This is a genomic window from Lysinibacillus sp. NPDC097162 (genome assembly GCF_044762185.1).
In the GTDB taxonomy this organism is placed as follows: Bacteria; Bacillota; Bacilli; order Bacillales_A; family Planococcaceae; genus Lysinibacillus.
Genome location: NZ_JBIWDT010000001.1, coordinates 677,702 through 696,338, shown reverse-complemented (window position 1 = coordinate 696,338; position 18,637 = coordinate 677,702). Strand labels below are relative to the sequence as shown.

The window sequence follows — 18,637 nt, the reverse complement described above, 5'->3', positions numbered from 1 at the left end:
GGGCAAAATGCATGTTATCAAACAAATTTTAACCAAATTGTGATTTAGCCTAGTCCTTTGAAAAAAGACGCCACCCAACAACAATTGTCGGGTTGGCGTACTGAATAAGTTATATTTTAGATTATGCACGCGCACGTGTAATTAAACGAATTGGCGTCCCTTCAAAATCAAATGTTTCACGAATTCTATTTTCTAAAAATCGCTCATAAGAGAAGTGCATTAATTCCGTTTCATTTACAAATACCACAAATGTTGGTGGTTGAATCGCCACTTGTGTTGCATAGTAGATACGTAAGCGACGACCTTTATCAGTTGGCGCTGGATTACGTGCAACCGAATCTTCAATCACTTCATTTAGAATAGATGATTGGATACGCATCGCGTGATTTTCACTTACACGCTGTACAATCGGTAAAATTTGATGCACTCGTTGTTTTGTATTTGCTGACACGAAAATAATCGGTGCATAGTCTAAGAATAAAAAGTGTTCACGGATTTGCTGTGTAAATACATTCATTGTTTTATCGTCTTTTTCAATGGTATCCCATTTGTTAACGACAATGATAATAGCTTTTCCAGCCTCATGTGCATAGCCTGCAATTTTTTTATCCTGTTCTTGAATGCCTTCTTCAGCATTAAGAACAACTAAAACAACGTCAGAACGCTCAATAGCACGTAGCGCACGTAAAACAGAATATTTCTCTGTCGTTTCGTACACTTTTCCTTTTTTACGCATACCGGCAGTATCAATAATTACATATTCATGCCCATCGTATTCGTAAGGCGTATCAATAGCATCTCGCGTTGTACCCGCAATGTTACTTACAATGACACGATCTTGACCTAGGAACGCATTCACTAATGATGATTTCCCGACATTTGGACGACCAATTAAAGAGAATTTAATAACGTCATCTCCGTATTGATTTTCATCTTCTTGTGGGAAGTGCTTTGCACACTCGTCTAATAAATCTCCTAAGCCCAATCCGTGGGAGCCTGAAATTGGCCAAGGTTCACCAAATCCAAGTGCATAGAAATCATAAATCATTTCACGCATATCTGGATTATCAATTTTATTAACTGCTAAAACGACTGGCTTTTTTGTTTTGTATAAAATTTTTGCAACTTGCTCATCTGCTGCTGTTACGCCTTCACGACCATTCGTCATAAAAATAATAACATCTGCTTCTTCAATAGCGATTTCAGCTTGTTGACGAATTTGTTCTAAAAACGGCTCGTCTCCAATTTCGATACCACCTGTATCAATAATATTAAAATCATGTGTTAACCACTCTGCCGAACTATAAATACGGTCACGTGTTACTCCCGGAATATCTTCTACAATCGAGACACGTTCTCCAACGATACGATTAAAAATCGTCGACTTACCTACGTTCGGACGACCTACGATGGCTACTACTGGTTTCGTCATCTGTACTTCATCCTTCCAACTTCTTGTCTTTCGCTATTATACACGAAAAATGCCATTATATCATAACATATCCATCAAGGAGAGTACTTTTTAGCTTTCTCTTTTACATAACCGCTATTTTTCGTTCCAAGCATTTCCTTTTTAGCAAGGTTCGCTCCAACTAGTTATCCTGTTGTGGCTTACGTTAGGCTGAGCTAAAAGCGCCGCCTGCAGCAAAAATCAATTGTAACTAAATGCAAAAATTTTAGACAAAATAAAGCGAGGATACAAATGTATCCTCGCTGTTTGTTATTATTTAAAGTTTTTCAGTTGGTCGCCAATTACATCACCGAGAGAGAAGCCTGTGTTTTCTTCTGGTAATTCATAGTCGATTACTTCTTCCGCCTCTGGATTTTCCAATAAATCTTTAATACTTAATGCAAGGCGCCCTTCGTCAACGTTGACATCTAGCACCTTCACTTGTACCTCTTGCGCTTCTTTCAACGCTTCATGAGGTGTATTAATATGCTTATGCGCAATTTGTGAAATATGCACTAAACCTTCCACTCCAGGGAACACTTCTACAAAAGCACCAAATGACGTCAGGCGTTTTACTTTACCTACAAGCACAGTGCCTTTCGCAGCACGCTCTTCAATATTCGACCAAGGTCCAGGAACTGTTTCCTTAATCGATAACGAAATACGCTCATTCTCTGGGTCTACTGAAAGAACCTTAACTTTTACTTCTTGTCCTTCTGTTAATACCTCACTGACATCACTCACATGCTCATGTGATACTTGTGAAATATGGACAAGTCCATCGATACCACCAAGATCAATAAATGCACCAAATGATGCTATACGCTGTACTTTACCATCTAATACATCGCCAGCTTTGATTTGGTTAATAACATTTTTCTTCTGAGAGGCTTTCTCAGATTCTACTACTGCTCGATGTGATAGAATCAAGCGATTTTTTTCTTTATCAAGCTCGACAATTTTAAAGCTTAATACTTTCCCTTTATAATCTTCAAAATCATCGACAAAATAATCTTCTACTAGGGATGCTGGAACGAACCCACGTACTCCTAAATCTACAACAAGACCACCTTTAACAATATCCTTTACTTCCGCTTCGAAAACTTCTCCAGCAGCAAATTGTTGTTCTAGTGTATCCCATGCTTTTAAGGCATCTACTTTACGTTTTGATAATACATAGTTTTCTTCTTCAACCTTTGTAATCATCAATTCTAACTCATCCCCAACGGAGATAGCGTCAGACGCTTTTTCAATGTGTAAGCTCGATAATTCACTTATTGGTACAATACCGTCAAACGGTGCACCCGGAATTGAAACAGTTACCGCTTTTTCATCAACCTGCTCTGCAATACCTTTGACGATATCACCTTCGTTAAACGTTTGTTCTGCATAGTTCATTTCTTCAGACATATGTAACCCTCCTTCGCATCTTCCCTTACTATTTTATTCGATATTGAAGACAAAAACAAAAATAAATCCTTTAAATTCAAAAAATGTCTGAAATTTTAGGATTTATACCATTTTTTCTTGTACTAATTTTAAAATGGCTTGCGCTGCGGCATCAATTGATAGCTCCGTTGTGTCTAAATAAATAGCATCCGCTGCTTGTATCAATGGTGAAGCTTCACGCTCACTATCCATTTTATCGCGTAAAGCAATATCTTCTTGGAGCTTTTCTATTGAAGATGCTATCCCTCGTTTTTCATTGTCAATATAACGGCGTCTTGCACGTTCTTCTACAGTAGCAGACATAAAGATTTTAAGTTCTGCATTTTTTAACACATGTGTAGCAATATCACGTCCATCCATGACAACACCACCATTTGCGGCAAGTTTTTGCTGCTGTGCTACTAACAATTCACGCACTTTTGCATGTGCTGCTACTTGCGAAACAGAAGAGGTTACTTCATTGGAGCGAATTGCATCAGATACGTTTTCGCCATCTAAAAAAACAAGTTGACCTTGAGGAGAAGGCTTTAATTCAATTGAGCTAGCTGCTAACATTTCTGCTAATTTTGCTTCATCATCTAAATGTATGTTTTGTTGCATTGCTTTATACGTAACTGCTCGATACATTGCTCCCGTATCGATATACGTGAATCCTAGTGATTCTGCAACGATTTTTGCGATTGTACTTTTGCCAGCACCTGCAGGACCATCAATCGCAATTTGAATGTTTTTGTTCATTATGCTTCCCTACTTTCTTCACACCATATTGTAACATACTAATAAAAAAAAGCCCTCTACAAGCAAGAGGGCTACTGTGAATTTAATCATCGAATGGATTTATTTCTTTACGGCGATTTAACAGCTGTCGTTCAAAGCAAAAACGTACGATATGTTGTTGATCAATATCATCCGTATCGGTTAATTGAATGGTAGCAATTGTCTTGTCATCTTTTTCAAATATTCGAACAACTGTTGCATCTGTAACGACGTAATTTACATCGCCATTAGCAAATGGCAAGACAATCGTTAACTTAATGTCATCGTCATCTTTAAAGGCTACATCACCTTTTAAGATAAGTGCGAGTCCACCTGCACTTATATCCGTTGTTACTAGCTGGTATTTATAATCTTTAAATTGAACTGCCACATCGACAGGTGTCTCAACTCGAACGTATTCTCGGCGTTGAATTTTGATAAACTCATCCTGTTGTGGGCAATGCAACATAATCATCGGTATATTGCCAGCTTTGCGCCCAATTACTTCTGTATTGAAGGCGTAGGATTGTTTATCTTCTGTTCGAAAGGTTGCCCTAAATTCAGAACCATCTATTAAAAAAGCTGTTTTTTTAGTTATTACATTTGTTGGATAGTCAATATAAATTATATTGTCTCTTTGTTCAACCACTTTACAGCGGAATTTTTCAATACGTTCTGTATAAGTAGGTTCAAGTTGTAGTAGTGTACCAATTTTTATTTCCATGAGCATCTCCCCGAACAATATATATACCCCTATTATTGCATGGGATGTAAATTTTGGCTATATGAACTGGGAGCTTTTTCTATACTTAAGTTAAATATTCTACTTTTAACACATTGTGATTTTCCGCATCCACTACAATTCGGAATGTTTCTTGCGCTTGTTCGTCTCGAACTGCAATCACTTCATAGCAAAGTCGTTGCTCGAATTGTCCGTTATCCGTATAAATATTTCTTACTTCCTCTACACGTACATTGTCATCAAAGAAAGTTTTCCAATCAATTGGAATGGCTTTTTGTGGTTTTATCGCTTCTTCTTGTATATATTCCATTGCATTTGCCCCAAGTAACTCACCATTATCTTTTGCAATTTTTAACTGAACGCCGTCAGCATAAATTAATGCATTGTCACCAGGATTAACGCGTGCAAAAGTAACATGCCAAGCTAAATGGTTTTCACGTGACTCAACAAATGCAACATCTTTCATCTCAAGTCTCTTTAAATGTTCTTCCGCTTTTTTTATAATTTCCTCTTGTGACAGCTTGGCTTCATCAACAGGACGTTCAACTAAATAAGATAGTAAATGTCCTCCCTTTTCAGTTAAGTCAACATAGCCTAAGCGAATACCTTGGTGGAACTGTATGTGGTAAAACGGATATGGTGCTGTATCACTGCTTTTTGTGACAGTAAACGTAGCATCTTTAATAATTGGGAATAAATATTTTACTTTTTCTAAAGCTTCTTTTTCCGTAATGACTGAATCTTGTAATGCTTTTAAGTCTAATTTTTTCTGCCAGTCTGATTCACTCAATGTAAGCGGGAAATCACTTTCGCCATAATCTTTTAATGTCTTCTTAATATTATCAAATCCTGTATTAGGATTTTTATTGTCTACTTGACGCATCCAAACATCCATATTTCCATCTTGCTTATAATAATCAACAGTTGCTGTTGTCCATTCGTCAGATAAAGCTTGTAAATTCGTAGAAATTTGCGGCATCTTTTCGCGCCAAGCTTCATAATCTCCGGACTTCGCAGTTTTTTTCGCTTCATCACCAAGTCTTCCTAAATAACCTAGCCACTGATTAGAAAGCTCTTGCCCAATTGGAATATTTGAAATAGATGAACGCACTTCAGAGCTTAGTCGCCAAATAGAATCGAGCTCACTGTGTATTGCCTGTTCATCCTTAAATAACAGAGACTGCGAAACGGCTCTTTGTAAATACGATAATTTCTCTGAGGCATCCGTTAGTTTTTCTGTATACTGCGCATGCACTGTACGTTGTAAACTTTCTTTATCTCCATGTAAATCAATACTGTATGCTCCTAAACCTATAACTGCTATCGTTAAAATAACGAGCATTGTTCTCATCTATTTTCCTCCTTTCTTATGAACAGAAAATATGCTCACCTATTTGTTTTATTTGTGGACGAGACCAAATCCACTTACTTGTTGCTGTTTTAGGGTTAAAGTAATACAATGCATTCTCTGACGGATCCCAACCATTCATTGCATCGATAACTGCTTCTTTTGCACGCTGATTCGGCTCTAGCCAAATTTGTCCATCCGCTACTGCTGTAAACGCCAAAGGTTGGAAAATAATACCTGAAATCGTATTAGGAAAATCAGGGCTTTCTAATCTATTTAAAATAACAGCTGCTACGGCTACTTGGCCTTCATATGGTTCTCCCCTAGCTTCTCCGTAAACTGCATTGGCGATTAGCTGTAAATCACGTTCCGTATACTTTGGTGGAATTTGTGTATCGGTCCCATTACTATTACTACTACCAGTGCTTTCATTATTTGCTGTACCGCCACCACCAGAATTCCCACCAGTATTACCTGTATTACCAGTACTTTTCACCTGCTGATCAAGTGGAACACCACCATAATAGGTAAACTGATTGCCAGCTTTTAATTGCGCTTTCACCCATTTTTCATCATAATCTGAATATCCAGCTAACGCTTTTTTCGTCTTTGTGCCTGCTATTCCATCTACTGGTATTCCATATTTCTCTTGGAAATTTCGTAATGCCCAGTAAGTGTTGTAGCCAAATTTCCCGTCAATTTTACTTTTATAAAATCCTAAGTATTGTAGTCTAGCCTGTAGCTCAATGACGTCATCTCCATAAGCACCACGGGTAATTTGTTGATCGCTAAACGCTGTTGCGTTGTTTTGTGGTATTGAGACTATACTAATCGCAAGTAGGAAAGCAAAAAGTATACTTATTAAACGCACAATCATCACTCCTTTTTTTATAGCTTGAAACAAACAGCACTTTTTATACATTTATAAAATAGAAAAAACGTAGAAATCAGTTTTAGATTTCTACGCTTTTATATTTTTTTATGCATATGCAAATGTTGGATAAGATGATAATGCGCAAGCTTTACTTTACGTAAACCAAACCACCATAAAAATAGCATAAACGGTATCATTAAATATACCCAATGTCCTTTAAATGATAATATTGTATTGTATAAAATGTGTAATACTACGGGTGCGCAAATTGCCATCGCAATCATTTCTTTCGTCTTTGCATGCTTTGAAAACTTTGCACGACCATAATAATAGCCCATTACTACTCCAAATAGAGCGTGACTCGATACGGGTAATAACGCTCGCATGAATGCTGTATTCAAACCAAAAGAAAATAAATACAATACATTTTCAATCGTAGCAAATCCAAGAGATATACTTGCGCCGTACAATATGCCATCATAAGGATCATCAAATTCTACATGATTGTAGATAGCTATTAACAGAACAAACCATTTAAAAAACTCTTCAATGACACTTGAAAATAGGACATCTTGTAAATAAAGATATTGAAAAACCCCTTCTTCTGTTAATACATACTGTAAAAACAAGATAGGGAATGTTAAAAAAGCACCATACAAAAACGTTTGAAGTAAAGTTTTTCGTGGCTCCGTTGCCATTTGATTGCGCAAATAGAAGTAACTAAAAAGCGCTAGACCTGGAGCAATGGCAGCTGATAGAAGAATGATCATGTTGCCGGCTCCTTTCAACAGTAGACTGATATCATTATACCATGTAATGACAAATTTTTTTAAAAAGGAGATTTATTTTTTATGAGAAAAACAATTTTATTAATTCATACTGGCGGAACGATTTCCATGGCAATGAGTGAAGAGGGTGCGGTCATGCCAAACAAGGAAAATCCACTAATAAAAGAAAGCAAAAAACTAGATACACTTGCTTCTATTAAGGAAGTGGAGGCATTTAATCTTCCTTCACCACATATTACACCAAAAGAAATGCTTAGTTTACGTAATTTAATTATGGAAAAAACTTCAACTGAACAATTTGATGGTGTCGTTATTACACACGGTACGGATACATTAGAAGAAACAGCTTATTTCTTAGAGCTAACAACCAATTTATCCATTCCCATTGTCTTGACAGGTGCGATGCGTTCCTCCAATGAGTTAGGTGCAGATGGCATTTACAATTTAGTTGAAGCAGTTCGCGTAGCTGTAGATGACGAAGCACGTGACAAAGGAGTGCTCGTAGTAATGAACGATGAAGTCCATCTAGCAGTCAATACTACAAAAACGAGCACTAGTTCTGTCAATACGTTTCAATCGCCACAATATGGTCCAATCGGACTTATTACAAAATCGCGCATTTTGTTTCATCATGCCCCGATTCGCCGTCAATATGTAGACATACAGGGCTTAGGGAAACGAGTAGCCATGCTGAAAGTGTATGCAGGGATGGATGTAGATTTACTCGACGTTGTCCTTGCCTGTCAATATGACGGTGTTGTACTTGAAGGACTTGGACAAGGAAATGTTCCACCAACCGTTGTAAAGGGCATTGAAAGTTTATTGGAACGCGGTATCCCTGTTGTGCTTGTATCCCGTTGCTTCAATGGCATTGCTGAAGGCGTATATGGTTACGTTGGTGGTGGTAAAATGCTAGAAGATTTAGGCACAATTTTTGCGACAGGCATTAACGGGCAAAAAGCACGATTAAAATTGCTAATCGGTTTAAATAAAGAAGGAAATCCATTGGACTTAAAGGAATTTTTCCAGTAAGTCCTATGCATTTCTCGTGAACCGCCACTAAAACTAGGTGAATCGCCACTAAATCATGTCATAGCGCCAATAAAGCAAGCTAAGTCGCCATTAACACGAGAGAAACCGCTCATATAACACGGCAGCTCTCCGATAAAGCACTTATACATCTACTGTTTGCTCATAATAAGTTAACAGATTACGTAAGCGACCTAGTGCTAACTCAAAATCAGGTTGGATTACTGACAACTGTATAAAATTTCGGTTGCGTAAATATTCACTATCTCCATGGACATATAATCCATTTAATTTTAAATCGGTCGATAAATTAGTGAGTTCCTTTGGGCATTGTATTGTCAAAATCATTGGATACGCTGTAGTTGCTAAGCGATAGTCCATAAATGGTAGCTGCAGCAGCGCTTCATAGTGCTGTTGTAGCTGACTATAGCGAGCTGGATATGCTTGTAAAGCATTTACTACATTGCCAATAAGCACGGCTGGTAACGTAGAGGGAATCATACCTTGCTGATAATTAGCTAAGTCCAAGTAAGCAGGTATAGTAGAGGAAGGCTCCACAAGTTGTTGTGAAAATACAAATGATAAGCCACTAAGTGCCCCAATCGCTTTACCACTCACCGCTGTAGCTAAGTAGCATTCAGCTAATGAAAATGGCATTGCCCCAAATGAGCTAATACAATCTACGCAAAGCTTTAAATTATAGCGCTTAACCAATTGTAAAATGCCTTCTAATTCATTACATGTACCTGTTGAAGTTTCCCCGTGCACCATTAGTAGCCATTGATAGGAACCCGTTTGTAATAAGGCTTCCAATGACTGTAAATCAAATGCGCTTCCCCACGCTTGCGTAACGACGTCAAAATCTAATGACCAGCGCTCAGCCTGCTTGTGAAGACGTTCTCCAAATTCCCCATTCGTTAAAATAAGTCCATGCCCCACTTTTTGTGCTTTGAGTTGTCCGAGCATCACTTCATTCGCTAATGTCCCTGTTCCTACTAATGTAGCGATATGGGTGGCATTTGATAATTCGAGAAGCTTGCTGCGCATACGTTCATATAGTGATTGAAAAGCTTGAGATCGATGTGACATCTCAGAATACAAAATAGCTCCTTGCTGTTTAACAGGCCCTGGGTAAAATATATAACTTTCTTGTGCAAGTTTTTGTTGTAAGGAGTGTTCAAATTGTTGCCTCGTTAATACCATTGGTAAAAACATAGCTTCAGCTGTACCTACTGCTGGTGCGAATTGGTTAAAGCCCATTTGCTTATACAATTTTTCCTCACGCGTAGTACCCGAAATGACAGCTGCTGAGTAGCCTTTTTCATAAGCAAAAGCATTCAACGCCTGTGTTAATCTTAATAATACACGTCCTGTACGATATTGCTTTTTCACTGCAAGTAAGCGAATTTCACAAAGCTTTGTACAAATTTCCTTTGGTAAATACTGCTCCACTTCACCAATTTTTTCATCAATTGAAAACGGTCGTTGATCTCGAAAGGCTAACATGCCAATAAGCTCAGTTCCTTTATAAACAACTAAATACGTATTTTCTTGATGAAAACGGTCTACTTTTCTTTTCATCGTATTTGGTTCATGCTGTGGAATTTCTTCAACAAAGGTTTCATAATTCAACTGCGCGATCGCATCGAATTCCTTTTCTGTCTGTGCGACTTTACACCAGTACATAAAATCACTTCCCTCTTCTTAAAGACTCCTTAATATTGGATGTATGCTTAATCAACATACAAATAATTGCAACTAGCATCGGTATGTATAGCGGTAATTGACCTGTTAGTACAATTGCTCCAATGTAAAACACGAAGCCACCTAGCATGCCAAGTGTAAGGCTTCTTGTGACACTAAACACAATTGCTGTGCCGACAATCATCAAGGAAAATATAGTCGGTGATAAGGCAAGCCCAACTCCGATAAATGTTGCCACGCCCTTGCCCCCATTAAATTTCAGCCAAATGGGATACATATGACCGAGTATAACGAGACAGCCTCCTACAATAATTGTCCACTGTTCCAGATGCCAAATACTTCCTAGTAACACAACGAGAACACCTTTTAATGAATCCCCCAAAAATGTCCACATAAATGCAGCCTTACCTATTACACTCCCTGCATTTCGTGCACCTAGGTTTTTACTGCGTTCCTCCTGTAAATTGACACCATATACTTTTCCAACGAAAAAAGCAGTCAAAAAGTTTCCAATAAAATAGCTAATTATCCAATATAACCAAGTCATTTTCCCCCACCTTTTATAGCCTCTATTCTAAAAGAAGCTGTATAAGCAGTCACGCCTATACAGCTTCTTATATTATCTTCTTTCTGCAATTGTTTGTGCGATATAATCACCATGGAAGCGTCCATTTTCAATAAAAATTTCATTGGCATTATTGCCTGCTGCGATGACCCCAGCAATAAATAGCCCTGCTACATTTGTTTCCATTGTGTCAGGTTGACAAAATGGTCGACCTGTTTCCTCATCAATCGTAACACCCATCGCTCGAATAAATGAATGATCTGGGTGATAGCCAGTCATAGCAAAAACAAAGTCATTTTTTAATACTTCTTCACGACCGTCAATATTTACTACAACCTCATGCTCACGAATTTCTACTACATTTGTATTAAAGTGCATTGTGACTTCCCCACCACGTACAACCCCGTCAAATTCAGGTAAAACCCATGGCTTCACGCTTGGAGAATATTCACTGCCACGATACACAACTGTGACACGGGCTCCAGCCTTGTTCAATTCTAATGCTGCATCTACAGCTGAATTTTTCCCACCGATTACAAGGACATCCGTATCAAAAAATTCATGTCCTTCTTTAAAGTAATGGTAAACCTTTGGTAATTCCTCGCCAGGAATATCCATATAATTAGGATGGTCGTAGTAACCTGTTGCTACTACAACATATGGAGTTTCATATACATCCTTATCCGTCGTTACCGTAAAAATCTCTCCATTTTTCACAACACTTCCGACTTTTTCAAAACGGTTAACTTGAATATTTTTCAAGCGCACTACCTCACGATAATAAACAAGTGCTTGATTTCGCTTTGGCTTGCGCCCCTCAATAATGAACGGTACGTCACCAATGGCTAAACGTTCACTCGTACTAAAGAAAGTTTGATGTGTTGGATAATTGTAAATGGCATTTACAATATTTCCTTTTTCAATAACAATCGGTCGTAAACCAATTTTTTGTAAAGATATTGCTGCCGCTAAACCACAAGGGCCTCCTCCAACAATTATTGCATCAACTTGTTGCATTGTTTGACACTCCTATCAAATAGGCATCAGCGTATTAAACACAGATGCTTCGCTTTCATGCAGATTACATGCTCTCTATTGGGCATCTACATTTAAAAAAATAACTCTCGTCTCCATTATACGCCTTCTACGCATTATTGGTTGTTTATTTACCCGAAATTTCAATGTCAATTATATGGCATTCAGGTTTCGCTCCTAAACGGAATGGCAATAGTGTAGTGCCATAGCCGTTACTCACAAGTGTCATCACACCGTCACGTTCCCGATAAGAGCCTAGCGGATGAACACCATACGGTCCAACTCTGATTTGACCACCGTGCAAATGTCCACCGATCATTAAGTCCGCTCGAAATTTCGCACGCACTCTGGCAAAGACACCAGGATTATGTGAAATAAAAACGACTAAATCATCCTCGCCAACTTTTTCAAAGGCAGCATCAAAACTATATTTCATCGTAGAAGTATCTTCAATAGCACTTAGCCATAAGCGATTCTTTTTAGGTAATAAGACAGCATCATTGGCAATAATTTCGACACTGTGTTGTTGTAAAATAGCCCGAAATTGCTCCTCGCCTACTTCTCTATCATTATTCCCCCAGATAAAATAAGTAGGTCCTAACGGTGTCAATAAATCGAGATTGTCATGGATACGTTGAATAGGTGTGCGCCCATCTGCAAAATCTCCACCGATTATTACCGCATCAAATGTACCTTTTAATCGTTCTATCATTGGACGATTAATTTTTCGTAAATGCGTATCTGAAATAAAAAATAGTCGAATCTTTTCTTGTTCACCTTTGAGTGATAATTGATGATGCAACACATTATTTTCGTGCGCGACCTTCCACATATAGAGTAGGAAGGCGATAACTATTAAAAGAAATAGTCCAATATATATCATTCCCTCACTTCTCCTTATGACAGCAAAAAGGCGATTCATTATGCTGTAGAATCGCCTTTCTGCTAATCAGACGTTTGCCTCAACCATTCATTGGTGTTGACGTTTGTCCTTTATTTTATACTAGAAAAACAACATTGCCAAAGAATGACACCATTTTTCTTATGGTAGTTTAATGACTTGCCCAACAAATACAGTGTCATTAGGCATACCGTTCGCCGCTCGGATTTTCGCTAATGTAGCTTCACTACCATCACCGTAGTAATTTAATGCAATACGATATAGGTTTTCATTTGCTTTAACTGTATGTGTTTTCGCTTTTGCAGCATTTTGCTTTTCTTGTTCTGCTTTACGTGCTTGCTCAGCTTTTTTAGCTTCTTCTGCTTTTTTTGCTGCCTCAGCCTGTTGTTGTGCCAATTTAGCTTCCTCGGCTTTTTTCGCCTCTTCAGCTTTTTTCGCTTCTTCAGCAGCCTTTTGTTGTTCAGCTAACTTTTCAGCGTCTTTTTGTGCCTGTTCTTTGGCTTGATCGTTTGCTTTAGCATCTTTGTCTTTATCAGATGATGTGGATGCTTCCGCTTTACTACCAGTCTTATCAATTTCTACAACAGAATCTAGCGTATCCTTTTCGGCTTCTTCAATCGTTTTACCAGGATCATAGAATTGCACGAAATAAATTAATATAGTTAATGGAATTAAAATAAATGTAACAAAAAGTATCGTCATTAACGGTGATTTACGTTTTGTATTTTTCGGCTTTTTGTTATTGCTTCCATTTTTATTCATTCTTGAAACTCTAGATAGATTTTGCTGTTCTTGTTGTTCTTCTTCAAATGACTGACGATGTTCTTCGATTTTATCACGATAGTCTTCTTTACTCATTCGACTTTCCTCCAACCTTGCTACGCATTCTTCTATCATTCTATTATGACGAATTTTGCGAAAAAAGTAAATGACCGTCAATTATAGTCTAATCGTTTAATAAAAGCTGTTTTAATCGACTTTCCCATGCAATCATTTCTACTTTTTTCTCTTCCTTAACGCGTACTATATTGATTTCATCATAATGGATTCCACAATTTTCACAACAGTTTTCAGGTTTTTTCTGCAATTTTTGCCCAAAATACCCGACAAGCTGCTCGCGAATACAGCCTTTTGTCTGAGTAATTTTTAACATTTCATCAACCGCCTGATATTTTTCAAGTGCAAAATAATTAAGTCGCGCTTTCACTTCCTGAACAGATTCCTGATGATACCAGTAATCTAGCACACGAAAGGCCGTTTCACTCAACTCACCATTTTTCAACATTTGCGATGGCTCGATATGCTGTATTACAAGCTCTTGATAACGGTCGACATGACTTGCTGACGGCAAATCGCCTGTTACAACAAATTTCGCAAGTTCTTCGTCACCATCACTATAAAGTAAAATTGCAAGAGCTGGTTTACCATCACGACCTGCGCGTCCTATTTCTTGCATATAATTAGCGACATTAGCGGGCATTGTTTCATGGATCACCTGTCGAATATTTGCCTTATTGATGCCCATACCAAAAGCATTTGTCGCCACAATCCAATCTAGCTCTCCATCAATAAATTGCTGCTGAATAAATTGACGATCCTCTGCACTATAACCCGCATGATAAGCTGCCGCCCGAATACCTGCTTGCATGAATGTTTCACAATATTGCTCTGCACGCTTACGTGATGACATATACAAAATACCTGGTCCAGCTGTTTTTTTGACATGTTCTAAAATCCATCGTGCCTTATCAGCCCTATCCTCAAATCCAACACGCCCAAGATGAATATTAGGACGATCGACGTTATACATAAATTCAAACGGGGCGTTCAGCGAAAGTGTCGTATGAATATCCTTTACTACTTTTTGCGTCGCAGTCGCTGACAAAGCTAACACTGGCGGGCGATTGTTTCGCGAAAACCAGTCACCAATTCGCAAATAATCTGGACGAAAATCAAATCCCCACTGCGATATACAATGCGCTTCATCAACTACAATGAGACTTAATGACATTTTCGCGAGTTTTTCCTGCACCTGTTGTTGCAAAAGCATTTCTGGTGACGTAAAAATAAAGCGATATTGTTCTAAAAAATGGAGTGCATATCGTTTTTCATCTGCTGCTAAAAAAGAATTTAATGCTACTACTCTTTTTTCACCAAAGCGTTTAAGTTGCTCTACCTGGTCCTGCATTAAAGACAATAAAGGTGACACGATTAACACTGGCTTTTGCAATATATATGCTGGCAATTGATAGCACAGTGATTTACCCATGCCAGTTGGCAATAACGCAATTACATCTTTTCCATCAAGAATTGCTTCAATTACTTCCTTTTGACCTGGTCGGAATGTTGTATAACCAAAGTGCTTAGCTAATGTTTGCTCTAGTTCCATTTATACTTCCCCTTTCGCGAGGACAAGTCTCAGCTGGAAATAACTCAAATCTTTTACTACTTCATGCAATGCCTTTAATTTTTTTGTTTGGTATTGCTTGGAAGCGTGCCAAACTTTTTCCGCTTCTTCATATGAGACGAATGGGCCGATTGAAAAGTTCGGTTCATTCATCGCTAACTCCACTAAATGATCTTCAATCGTACTTTGTTTTAATTTTCTTATTTGCACAATTTGTTCAATTGAATATCCTTGTTCATATAAAACGGCAGTTTGCTGTGCAGAATCAGTCAGCAATGCTTTAACCCGAAGTTCCTCAGCCATTTGGCCAAGTAACGGGTAATTATTTGTTGCATGCACTTCATTCATTAATGTATGTAGTAATTCGATAAATGCTAATTGACTATCAAGCACAGTTTCCTTTCGTTCACTAGAAAGCTGCTGCCATGTCCAACCAGGTAAACTATGGCCACTTAATCGATAAAGGACGAGTTGTTTATTATTATCTGATACAGGTAAGGTAGCTAATACACGAAGGCACTCTTCAAGTAGTTGTTTTTGCAATTTTCCTGATTGATACTGATAGTCCTGCAAAAAATTACGTACCCATGACTGAACTTGGGCATCCTTACTAATAGGAGAAAATGAACGAATCCCCTCTTTTTGATAAGACAGACTTTGGACGACTAAAGAAAGACGAGCAAAAAATACATGCTCATTTCCTCGATAATGCCAGCCGTCAAATAAAAAAGCAGATGTTTGCTCTGCTCGCTGTAAACCGAGCTTTTTCATGGAATAATGACCAGATTCCTGCATACTTAACCAACTATATTGCAAAAAGGTTGCTACAGCCTCGTCAAATGTCGCGCGTGGTAGCTTTGGGAGTAATCCAAAAAAGTTATGTAGCTGAAACAGTCCAACATCTTGAATTGTCTGACCTGAACGCTTTCCTCTAAGGATATGATAAGCAGCAGAAACTGTTCGTTCATTATTAAGTTTTTGAAAGATTTGCAATAAAATTTGATAAAACATTGAAGCAAATTCCTCCAATTTAATAGTATTAGGTTGAAATGTAAGTTAAACATCTTTAAAATGAGTATGAAGCTTTGTAGGACCATCGTAAAAGGAGAGAAAGAAATGGCTAAATACACAATTGTTGATAAAGATACATGCATCGCTTGTGGCGCATGCGGAGCCGCAGCACCCGATATTTATGATTATGATGATGAAGGAATTGCCTTCGTTATTTTAGATGATAACATGGGAACTGCTGAAGTTCCAGAAGATCTACTAGAAGACATGCAAGACGCTTTTGAAGGTTGCCCAACAGATTCTATCAAAGTGGCTGAAGAACCTTTTGATGGCGACTCTTTAAAATTCGAATAGGTAAACATCATTACTAAATAAAGGCATCCTTCATTGGATGCCTTTTTGTTTGAGTTGTATTTGTATTTTGACATTAAGATAAAGAGTGAGTACATGTCATTTCAAATGAAGTTGTAAGCTCTTTTCATCTTGTTATTGCAACGATAAATTATGTATGATAAGATTTTAGTAGTTGGTACTAATAACAGATATTATTTCGTAAAGGGGTTCTTATAAATGATGGACAATTTATTACAATTAAAAGATAAAAACATTGTCGTAATGGGTGTTGCAAACGACCGCAGTATTGCTTGGGGTATTGCAAAACGTTTATTTGACGTAGGTGCAAATGTTATTTTCACGTATCGCCAAGAACGTTCATTAAAAAAATTACAAAAGCAACTTGAAAACTACGGCCAAGCAGATGCATTTGTCGTACAATGTGATGTTAATAGTGATGAAAGCACAAAAGCAGCATTCGATACAATCGGTGCAAAAGTTGGCGTTATCCACGGTATTGTTCACTCTGTAGCATTTGCCAATGCAGAAGACTTACACAATCGCTTTTTAGAAACAACACGCGATGGCTATGCTTTCGCTCAAGATACAAGTGCGTATTCACTTATTTCAACTGCTAAAGCAGCACACCCGTACATGACAGAAGGTGGCTCTATTGTAACGATGAGTTATTTAGGCGCTGAACGCGTACTTGATGGCTATAACGTAATGGGTGTTGCCAAAGCTGCATTAGAAGCGTCAATGCGCTACTTAGCTGCTGATATTGGGCAAGACAATATCCGTGTAAATGCAATTTCTGCTGGTGCTATTCGTACACTTGCGGCAAAAGGTGTTCCTTCATTCAATACGATTTTACACAAAATCGAAGAAACAGCGCCGTTAAAACGCAATGTTCAACAAGATGAAGTAGCTGATATGACAATTGTAATGCTATCTCATCTATCACGTGGGGTAACTGGCGAAACAATCTACATCGACGCTGGCTACAATATTATGGGTTAATAAAAGACAAAAAGTGTTAGATTGACTACAATCAATCTAACACTTTTTTGTTGCGTCGTTGATGTTCGCTACGGCGAGTGCTTTCCGCGGGCACATCGCAAGCCGCAACCGACGCTTACGCGCCGCCTGTTGCGTCTTACGTTTTGTGCGTTCCCGCAGGAGTCACTCGCCTCCGCAATCATCAACTAGTATTCTCTTTCTATTTTTATTTACTGCATAAGAGAACAGCTATGGTTTCATTTATTTTACATAGCAGAAAAATACAATTAATCTAACACTTTCTTGATACACTGTTGATGTCCACTACAGGGATGCTTTCCGCGGGCATACCGCAAGCTTCAACCCTGCTATGGCACTGTTTGTTACGTCTTACATATTGTGCATGAGTCGCCTCATCCGCTACCATCAACGAATGCTTTACTTCTATTCATTTTCCTTGATGGGAGACTCACCTTCTTTAGAAATTATATTCCGTTTTTTCGCATTTCCGCCATAATCTTTTCCATTTTGTCTTCAATATTTATGTCCGTAAATCGGCTAAATTGTATTTCATCGACTATTTTTCCATCACGCATAAACAGTATACGATCAGTCCTTGCGGCAATCTTTGGATCATGTGTTACAAGCAGCACCGCTGTCCCTTCTGCATTAATTTCTGTAATAATGTCCATGATTTCCTGTGCTGATTTTGAATTAAGTGCACCAGTCGGCTCATCACCAAAAATAATTTTAGGATTGCTTATTAGTGCGCGGCAAATGCCTGCACGTTGTAGCTGTCCTCCCGAAACTTGTGTAATATCACGTTTTTCAAGATCGCTTATACCTACCTTTTTCATAAGCGCTCTTGCCTTTTTTGTAATCTTATCAACACTTTTTCTGTTATCTCGCATTGAAGGAAGTATGATATTATCCATAATATTTAAGTTTTTAAGTAAAGTTGGCTGCTGAAAAACAAACCCCATTCTTGTTCTCCGTAAATCGGCAAGCTCCTGTTCACTAAGCATTGACAAATCCATTCCATCAAAAGACACCTTTCCAGTGTCAATGCTATCCATTCCACTTACTGCATACATAAGTGTAGATTTCCCTGAGCCTGATGGACCCATAATCGCAACGAATTCCCCCTCGTTTATTTCAACGGACACACCATTGAGAACATTGTGCTTTTTTTCTCCTGCACCGAAAGATTTTACAATATTGTCACCGATAATCATTTTCTTCATAA

Annotated in this window: 18 protein-coding genes; 3 read left to right on the top strand and 15 right to left on the bottom strand. The window is 38.1% G+C overall.

What is annotated here, in order from left to right; all coding sequences use genetic code 11:
• Window positions 1-121: 121 nt before the first annotated feature.
• The 7 genes from der to prsW form a co-directional block, all read right to left on the bottom strand.
• Window positions 122-1,432 carry a ribosome biogenesis GTPase Der gene (der, locus tag ACIQXW_RS03345; protein WP_340825219.1) on the bottom strand — a complete coding sequence of 437 codons (1,311 nt, stop codon included), beginning with the start codon at window positions 1,430-1,432 and terminating at the stop codon, window positions 122-124.
• Between the two features lie 291 nt (window positions 1,433-1,723).
• Window positions 1,724-2,860 (bottom strand): 30S ribosomal protein S1, encoded by a 1,137-nt coding sequence (rpsA, locus tag ACIQXW_RS03340; RefSeq protein WP_340825221.1) that lies wholly within the window; start codon window positions 2,858-2,860, stop codon window positions 1,724-1,726.
• A gap of 102 nt (window positions 2,861-2,962) precedes the next feature.
• Window positions 2,963-3,637 (bottom strand): (d)CMP kinase, encoded by a 675-nt coding sequence (cmk, locus tag ACIQXW_RS03335; RefSeq protein WP_402759886.1) that lies wholly within the window; start codon window positions 3,635-3,637, stop codon window positions 2,963-2,965.
• Window positions 3,638-3,719: 82 nt separating this feature from the next.
• Window positions 3,720-4,379 carry a flagellar brake protein gene (locus ACIQXW_RS03330; protein ID WP_340825225.1) on the bottom strand — a complete coding sequence of 220 codons (660 nt, stop codon included), beginning with the start codon at window positions 4,377-4,379 and terminating at the stop codon, window positions 3,720-3,722.
• 85 nt (window positions 4,380-4,464) lie between these two features.
• Window positions 4,465-5,748: a PepSY1/2 domain-containing protein gene (locus ACIQXW_RS03325; protein WP_340825226.1), complete on the bottom strand. Its 1,284-nt coding sequence runs from the start codon at window positions 5,746-5,748 to the stop codon at window positions 4,465-4,467.
• A 16-nt stretch (window positions 5,749-5,764) separates the two neighbouring features.
• On the bottom strand, window positions 5,765-6,616 hold the full coding sequence (gene sleB, locus ACIQXW_RS03320; protein WP_402759885.1) for a spore cortex-lytic enzyme: 852 nt from the start codon (window positions 6,614-6,616) through the stop codon (window positions 5,765-5,767).
• A 98-nt stretch (window positions 6,617-6,714) separates the two neighbouring features.
• Window positions 6,715-7,389: a glutamic-type intramembrane protease PrsW gene (gene prsW / locus ACIQXW_RS03315; protein WP_173478441.1), complete on the bottom strand. Its 675-nt coding sequence runs from the start codon at window positions 7,387-7,389 to the stop codon at window positions 6,715-6,717.
• Window positions 7,390-7,470: 81 nt separating this feature from the next.
• Between prsW and ACIQXW_RS03310 the strand changes: the two genes are divergently transcribed.
• On the top strand, window positions 7,471-8,439 hold the full coding sequence (locus tag ACIQXW_RS03310; RefSeq protein WP_340825230.1) for an asparaginase: 969 nt from the start codon (window positions 7,471-7,473) through the stop codon (window positions 8,437-8,439).
• Between the two features lie 141 nt (window positions 8,440-8,580).
• Here the strand turns inward: ACIQXW_RS03310 and ACIQXW_RS03305 are convergent, their stop codons facing one another.
• The 7 genes from ACIQXW_RS03305 to ACIQXW_RS03275 all read right to left on the bottom strand — a co-directional run bounded on the left by ACIQXW_RS03305 (window position 8,581) and on the right by ACIQXW_RS03275 (window position 16,059).
• Entirely contained in the window at window positions 8,581-10,122 is a 1,542-nt protein-coding gene (locus ACIQXW_RS03305; protein WP_402759884.1) for an aminotransferase class V-fold PLP-dependent enzyme, read from the bottom strand.
• Between the two features lie 4 nt (window positions 10,123-10,126).
• The gene (locus ACIQXW_RS03300; RefSeq protein ID WP_402759882.1) at window positions 10,127-10,687 is read right to left on the bottom strand and encodes a glycerol-3-phosphate acyltransferase; all 561 of its coding nucleotides are present in this window, start codon (window positions 10,685-10,687) and stop codon (window positions 10,127-10,129) included.
• Between the two features lie 72 nt (window positions 10,688-10,759).
• The gene (locus ACIQXW_RS03295) at window positions 10,760-11,722 is read right to left on the bottom strand and encodes a YpdA family putative bacillithiol disulfide reductase (RefSeq protein WP_402759880.1); all 963 of its coding nucleotides are present in this window, start codon (window positions 11,720-11,722) and stop codon (window positions 10,760-10,762) included.
• Between the two features lie 145 nt (window positions 11,723-11,867).
• Complete coding sequence (locus ACIQXW_RS03290; protein ID WP_401018739.1) at window positions 11,868-12,623, bottom strand: metallophosphoesterase; 756 nt, start codon at window positions 12,621-12,623, stop codon at window positions 11,868-11,870.
• 159 nt (window positions 12,624-12,782) lie between these two features.
• Window positions 12,783-13,499, bottom strand: coding sequence for a LysM peptidoglycan-binding domain-containing protein (locus tag ACIQXW_RS03285; RefSeq protein ID WP_340825236.1), 717 nt, complete (start codon window positions 13,497-13,499; stop codon window positions 12,783-12,785).
• An 88-nt stretch (window positions 13,500-13,587) separates the two neighbouring features.
• The gene (locus tag ACIQXW_RS03280) at window positions 13,588-15,030 is read right to left on the bottom strand and encodes a RecQ family ATP-dependent DNA helicase (protein WP_402759878.1); all 1,443 of its coding nucleotides are present in this window, start codon (window positions 15,028-15,030) and stop codon (window positions 13,588-13,590) included.
• Window positions 15,031-16,059 (bottom strand): YpbB family protein, encoded by a 1,029-nt coding sequence (locus ACIQXW_RS03275; protein ID WP_402759876.1) that lies wholly within the window; start codon window positions 16,057-16,059, stop codon window positions 15,031-15,033.
• Between the two features lie 105 nt (window positions 16,060-16,164).
• Between ACIQXW_RS03275 and ACIQXW_RS03270 the strand changes: the two genes are divergently transcribed.
• Both ACIQXW_RS03270 and ACIQXW_RS03265 read left to right on the top strand, forming a co-directional pair.
• Complete coding sequence (locus tag ACIQXW_RS03270) at window positions 16,165-16,413, top strand: ferredoxin (protein ID WP_173478432.1); 249 nt, start codon at window positions 16,165-16,167, stop codon at window positions 16,411-16,413.
• A 216-nt stretch (window positions 16,414-16,629) separates the two neighbouring features.
• On the top strand, window positions 16,630-17,412 hold the full coding sequence (locus ACIQXW_RS03265) for an enoyl-ACP reductase FabI (RefSeq protein WP_401008326.1): 783 nt from the start codon (window positions 16,630-16,632) through the stop codon (window positions 17,410-17,412).
• Between the two features lie 464 nt (window positions 17,413-17,876).
• On the opposite strand, the gene ACIQXW_RS03260 is transcribed toward ACIQXW_RS03265, so the two are convergent.
• Complete coding sequence (locus ACIQXW_RS03260; RefSeq protein ID WP_402759874.1) at window positions 17,877-18,635, bottom strand: ABC transporter ATP-binding protein; 759 nt, start codon at window positions 18,633-18,635, stop codon at window positions 17,877-17,879.
• Between the last annotated feature and the right edge of the window lie 2 nt (window positions 18,636-18,637).

Excerpts from the sequence above, each read along its gene's own strand:
- der (WP_340825219.1), bottom strand. The coding sequence starts at position 1,432 with ATGACGAAACCAGTAGTAGCCATCGTAGGTCGTCCGAACGTAGGTAAG.
- rpsA (WP_340825221.1), bottom strand. The coding sequence starts at position 2,860 with ATGTCTGAAGAAATGAACTATGCAGAACAAACGTTTAACGAAGGTGAT.
- cmk (WP_402759886.1), bottom strand. The coding sequence starts at position 3,637 with ATGAACAAAAACATTCAAATTGCGATTGATGGTCCTGCAGGTGCTGGC.
- ACIQXW_RS03330 (WP_340825225.1), bottom strand. The coding sequence starts at position 4,379 with ATGGAAATAAAAATTGGTACACTACTACAACTTGAACCTACTTATACA.
- ACIQXW_RS03325 (WP_340825226.1), bottom strand. The coding sequence starts at position 5,748 with ATGAGAACAATGCTCGTTATTTTAACGATAGCAGTTATAGGTTTAGGA.
- prsW (WP_173478441.1), bottom strand. The coding sequence starts at position 7,389 with ATGATCATTCTTCTATCAGCTGCCATTGCTCCAGGTCTAGCGCTTTTT.
- ACIQXW_RS03310 (WP_340825230.1), top strand. The coding sequence starts at position 7,471 with ATGAGAAAAACAATTTTATTAATTCATACTGGCGGAACGATTTCCATG.
- ACIQXW_RS03305 (WP_402759884.1), bottom strand. The coding sequence starts at position 10,122 with ATGTACTGGTGTAAAGTCGCACAGACAGAAAAGGAATTCGATGCGATC.
- ACIQXW_RS03300 (WP_402759882.1), bottom strand. The coding sequence starts at position 10,687 with ATGACTTGGTTATATTGGATAATTAGCTATTTTATTGGAAACTTTTTG.
- ACIQXW_RS03295 (WP_402759880.1), bottom strand. The coding sequence starts at position 11,722 with ATGCAACAAGTTGATGCAATAATTGTTGGAGGAGGCCCTTGTGGTTTA.
- ACIQXW_RS03290 (WP_401018739.1), bottom strand. The coding sequence starts at position 12,623 with ATGATATATATTGGACTATTTCTTTTAATAGTTATCGCCTTCCTACTC.
- ACIQXW_RS03285 (WP_340825236.1), bottom strand. The coding sequence starts at position 13,499 with ATGAGTAAAGAAGACTATCGTGATAAAATCGAAGAACATCGTCAGTCA.
- ACIQXW_RS03280 (WP_402759878.1), bottom strand. The coding sequence starts at position 15,030 with ATGGAACTAGAGCAAACATTAGCTAAGCACTTTGGTTATACAACATTC.
- ACIQXW_RS03275 (WP_402759876.1), bottom strand. The coding sequence starts at position 16,059 with ATGTTTTATCAAATTTTATTGCAAATCTTTCAAAAACTTAATAATGAA.
- ACIQXW_RS03270 (WP_173478432.1), top strand. The coding sequence starts at position 16,165 with ATGGCTAAATACACAATTGTTGATAAAGATACATGCATCGCTTGTGGC.
- ACIQXW_RS03265 (WP_401008326.1), top strand. The coding sequence starts at position 16,630 with ATGATGGACAATTTATTACAATTAAAAGATAAAAACATTGTCGTAATG.
- ACIQXW_RS03260 (WP_402759874.1), bottom strand. The coding sequence starts at position 18,635 with ATGAAGAAAATGATTATCGGTGACAATATTGTAAAATCTTTCGGTGCA.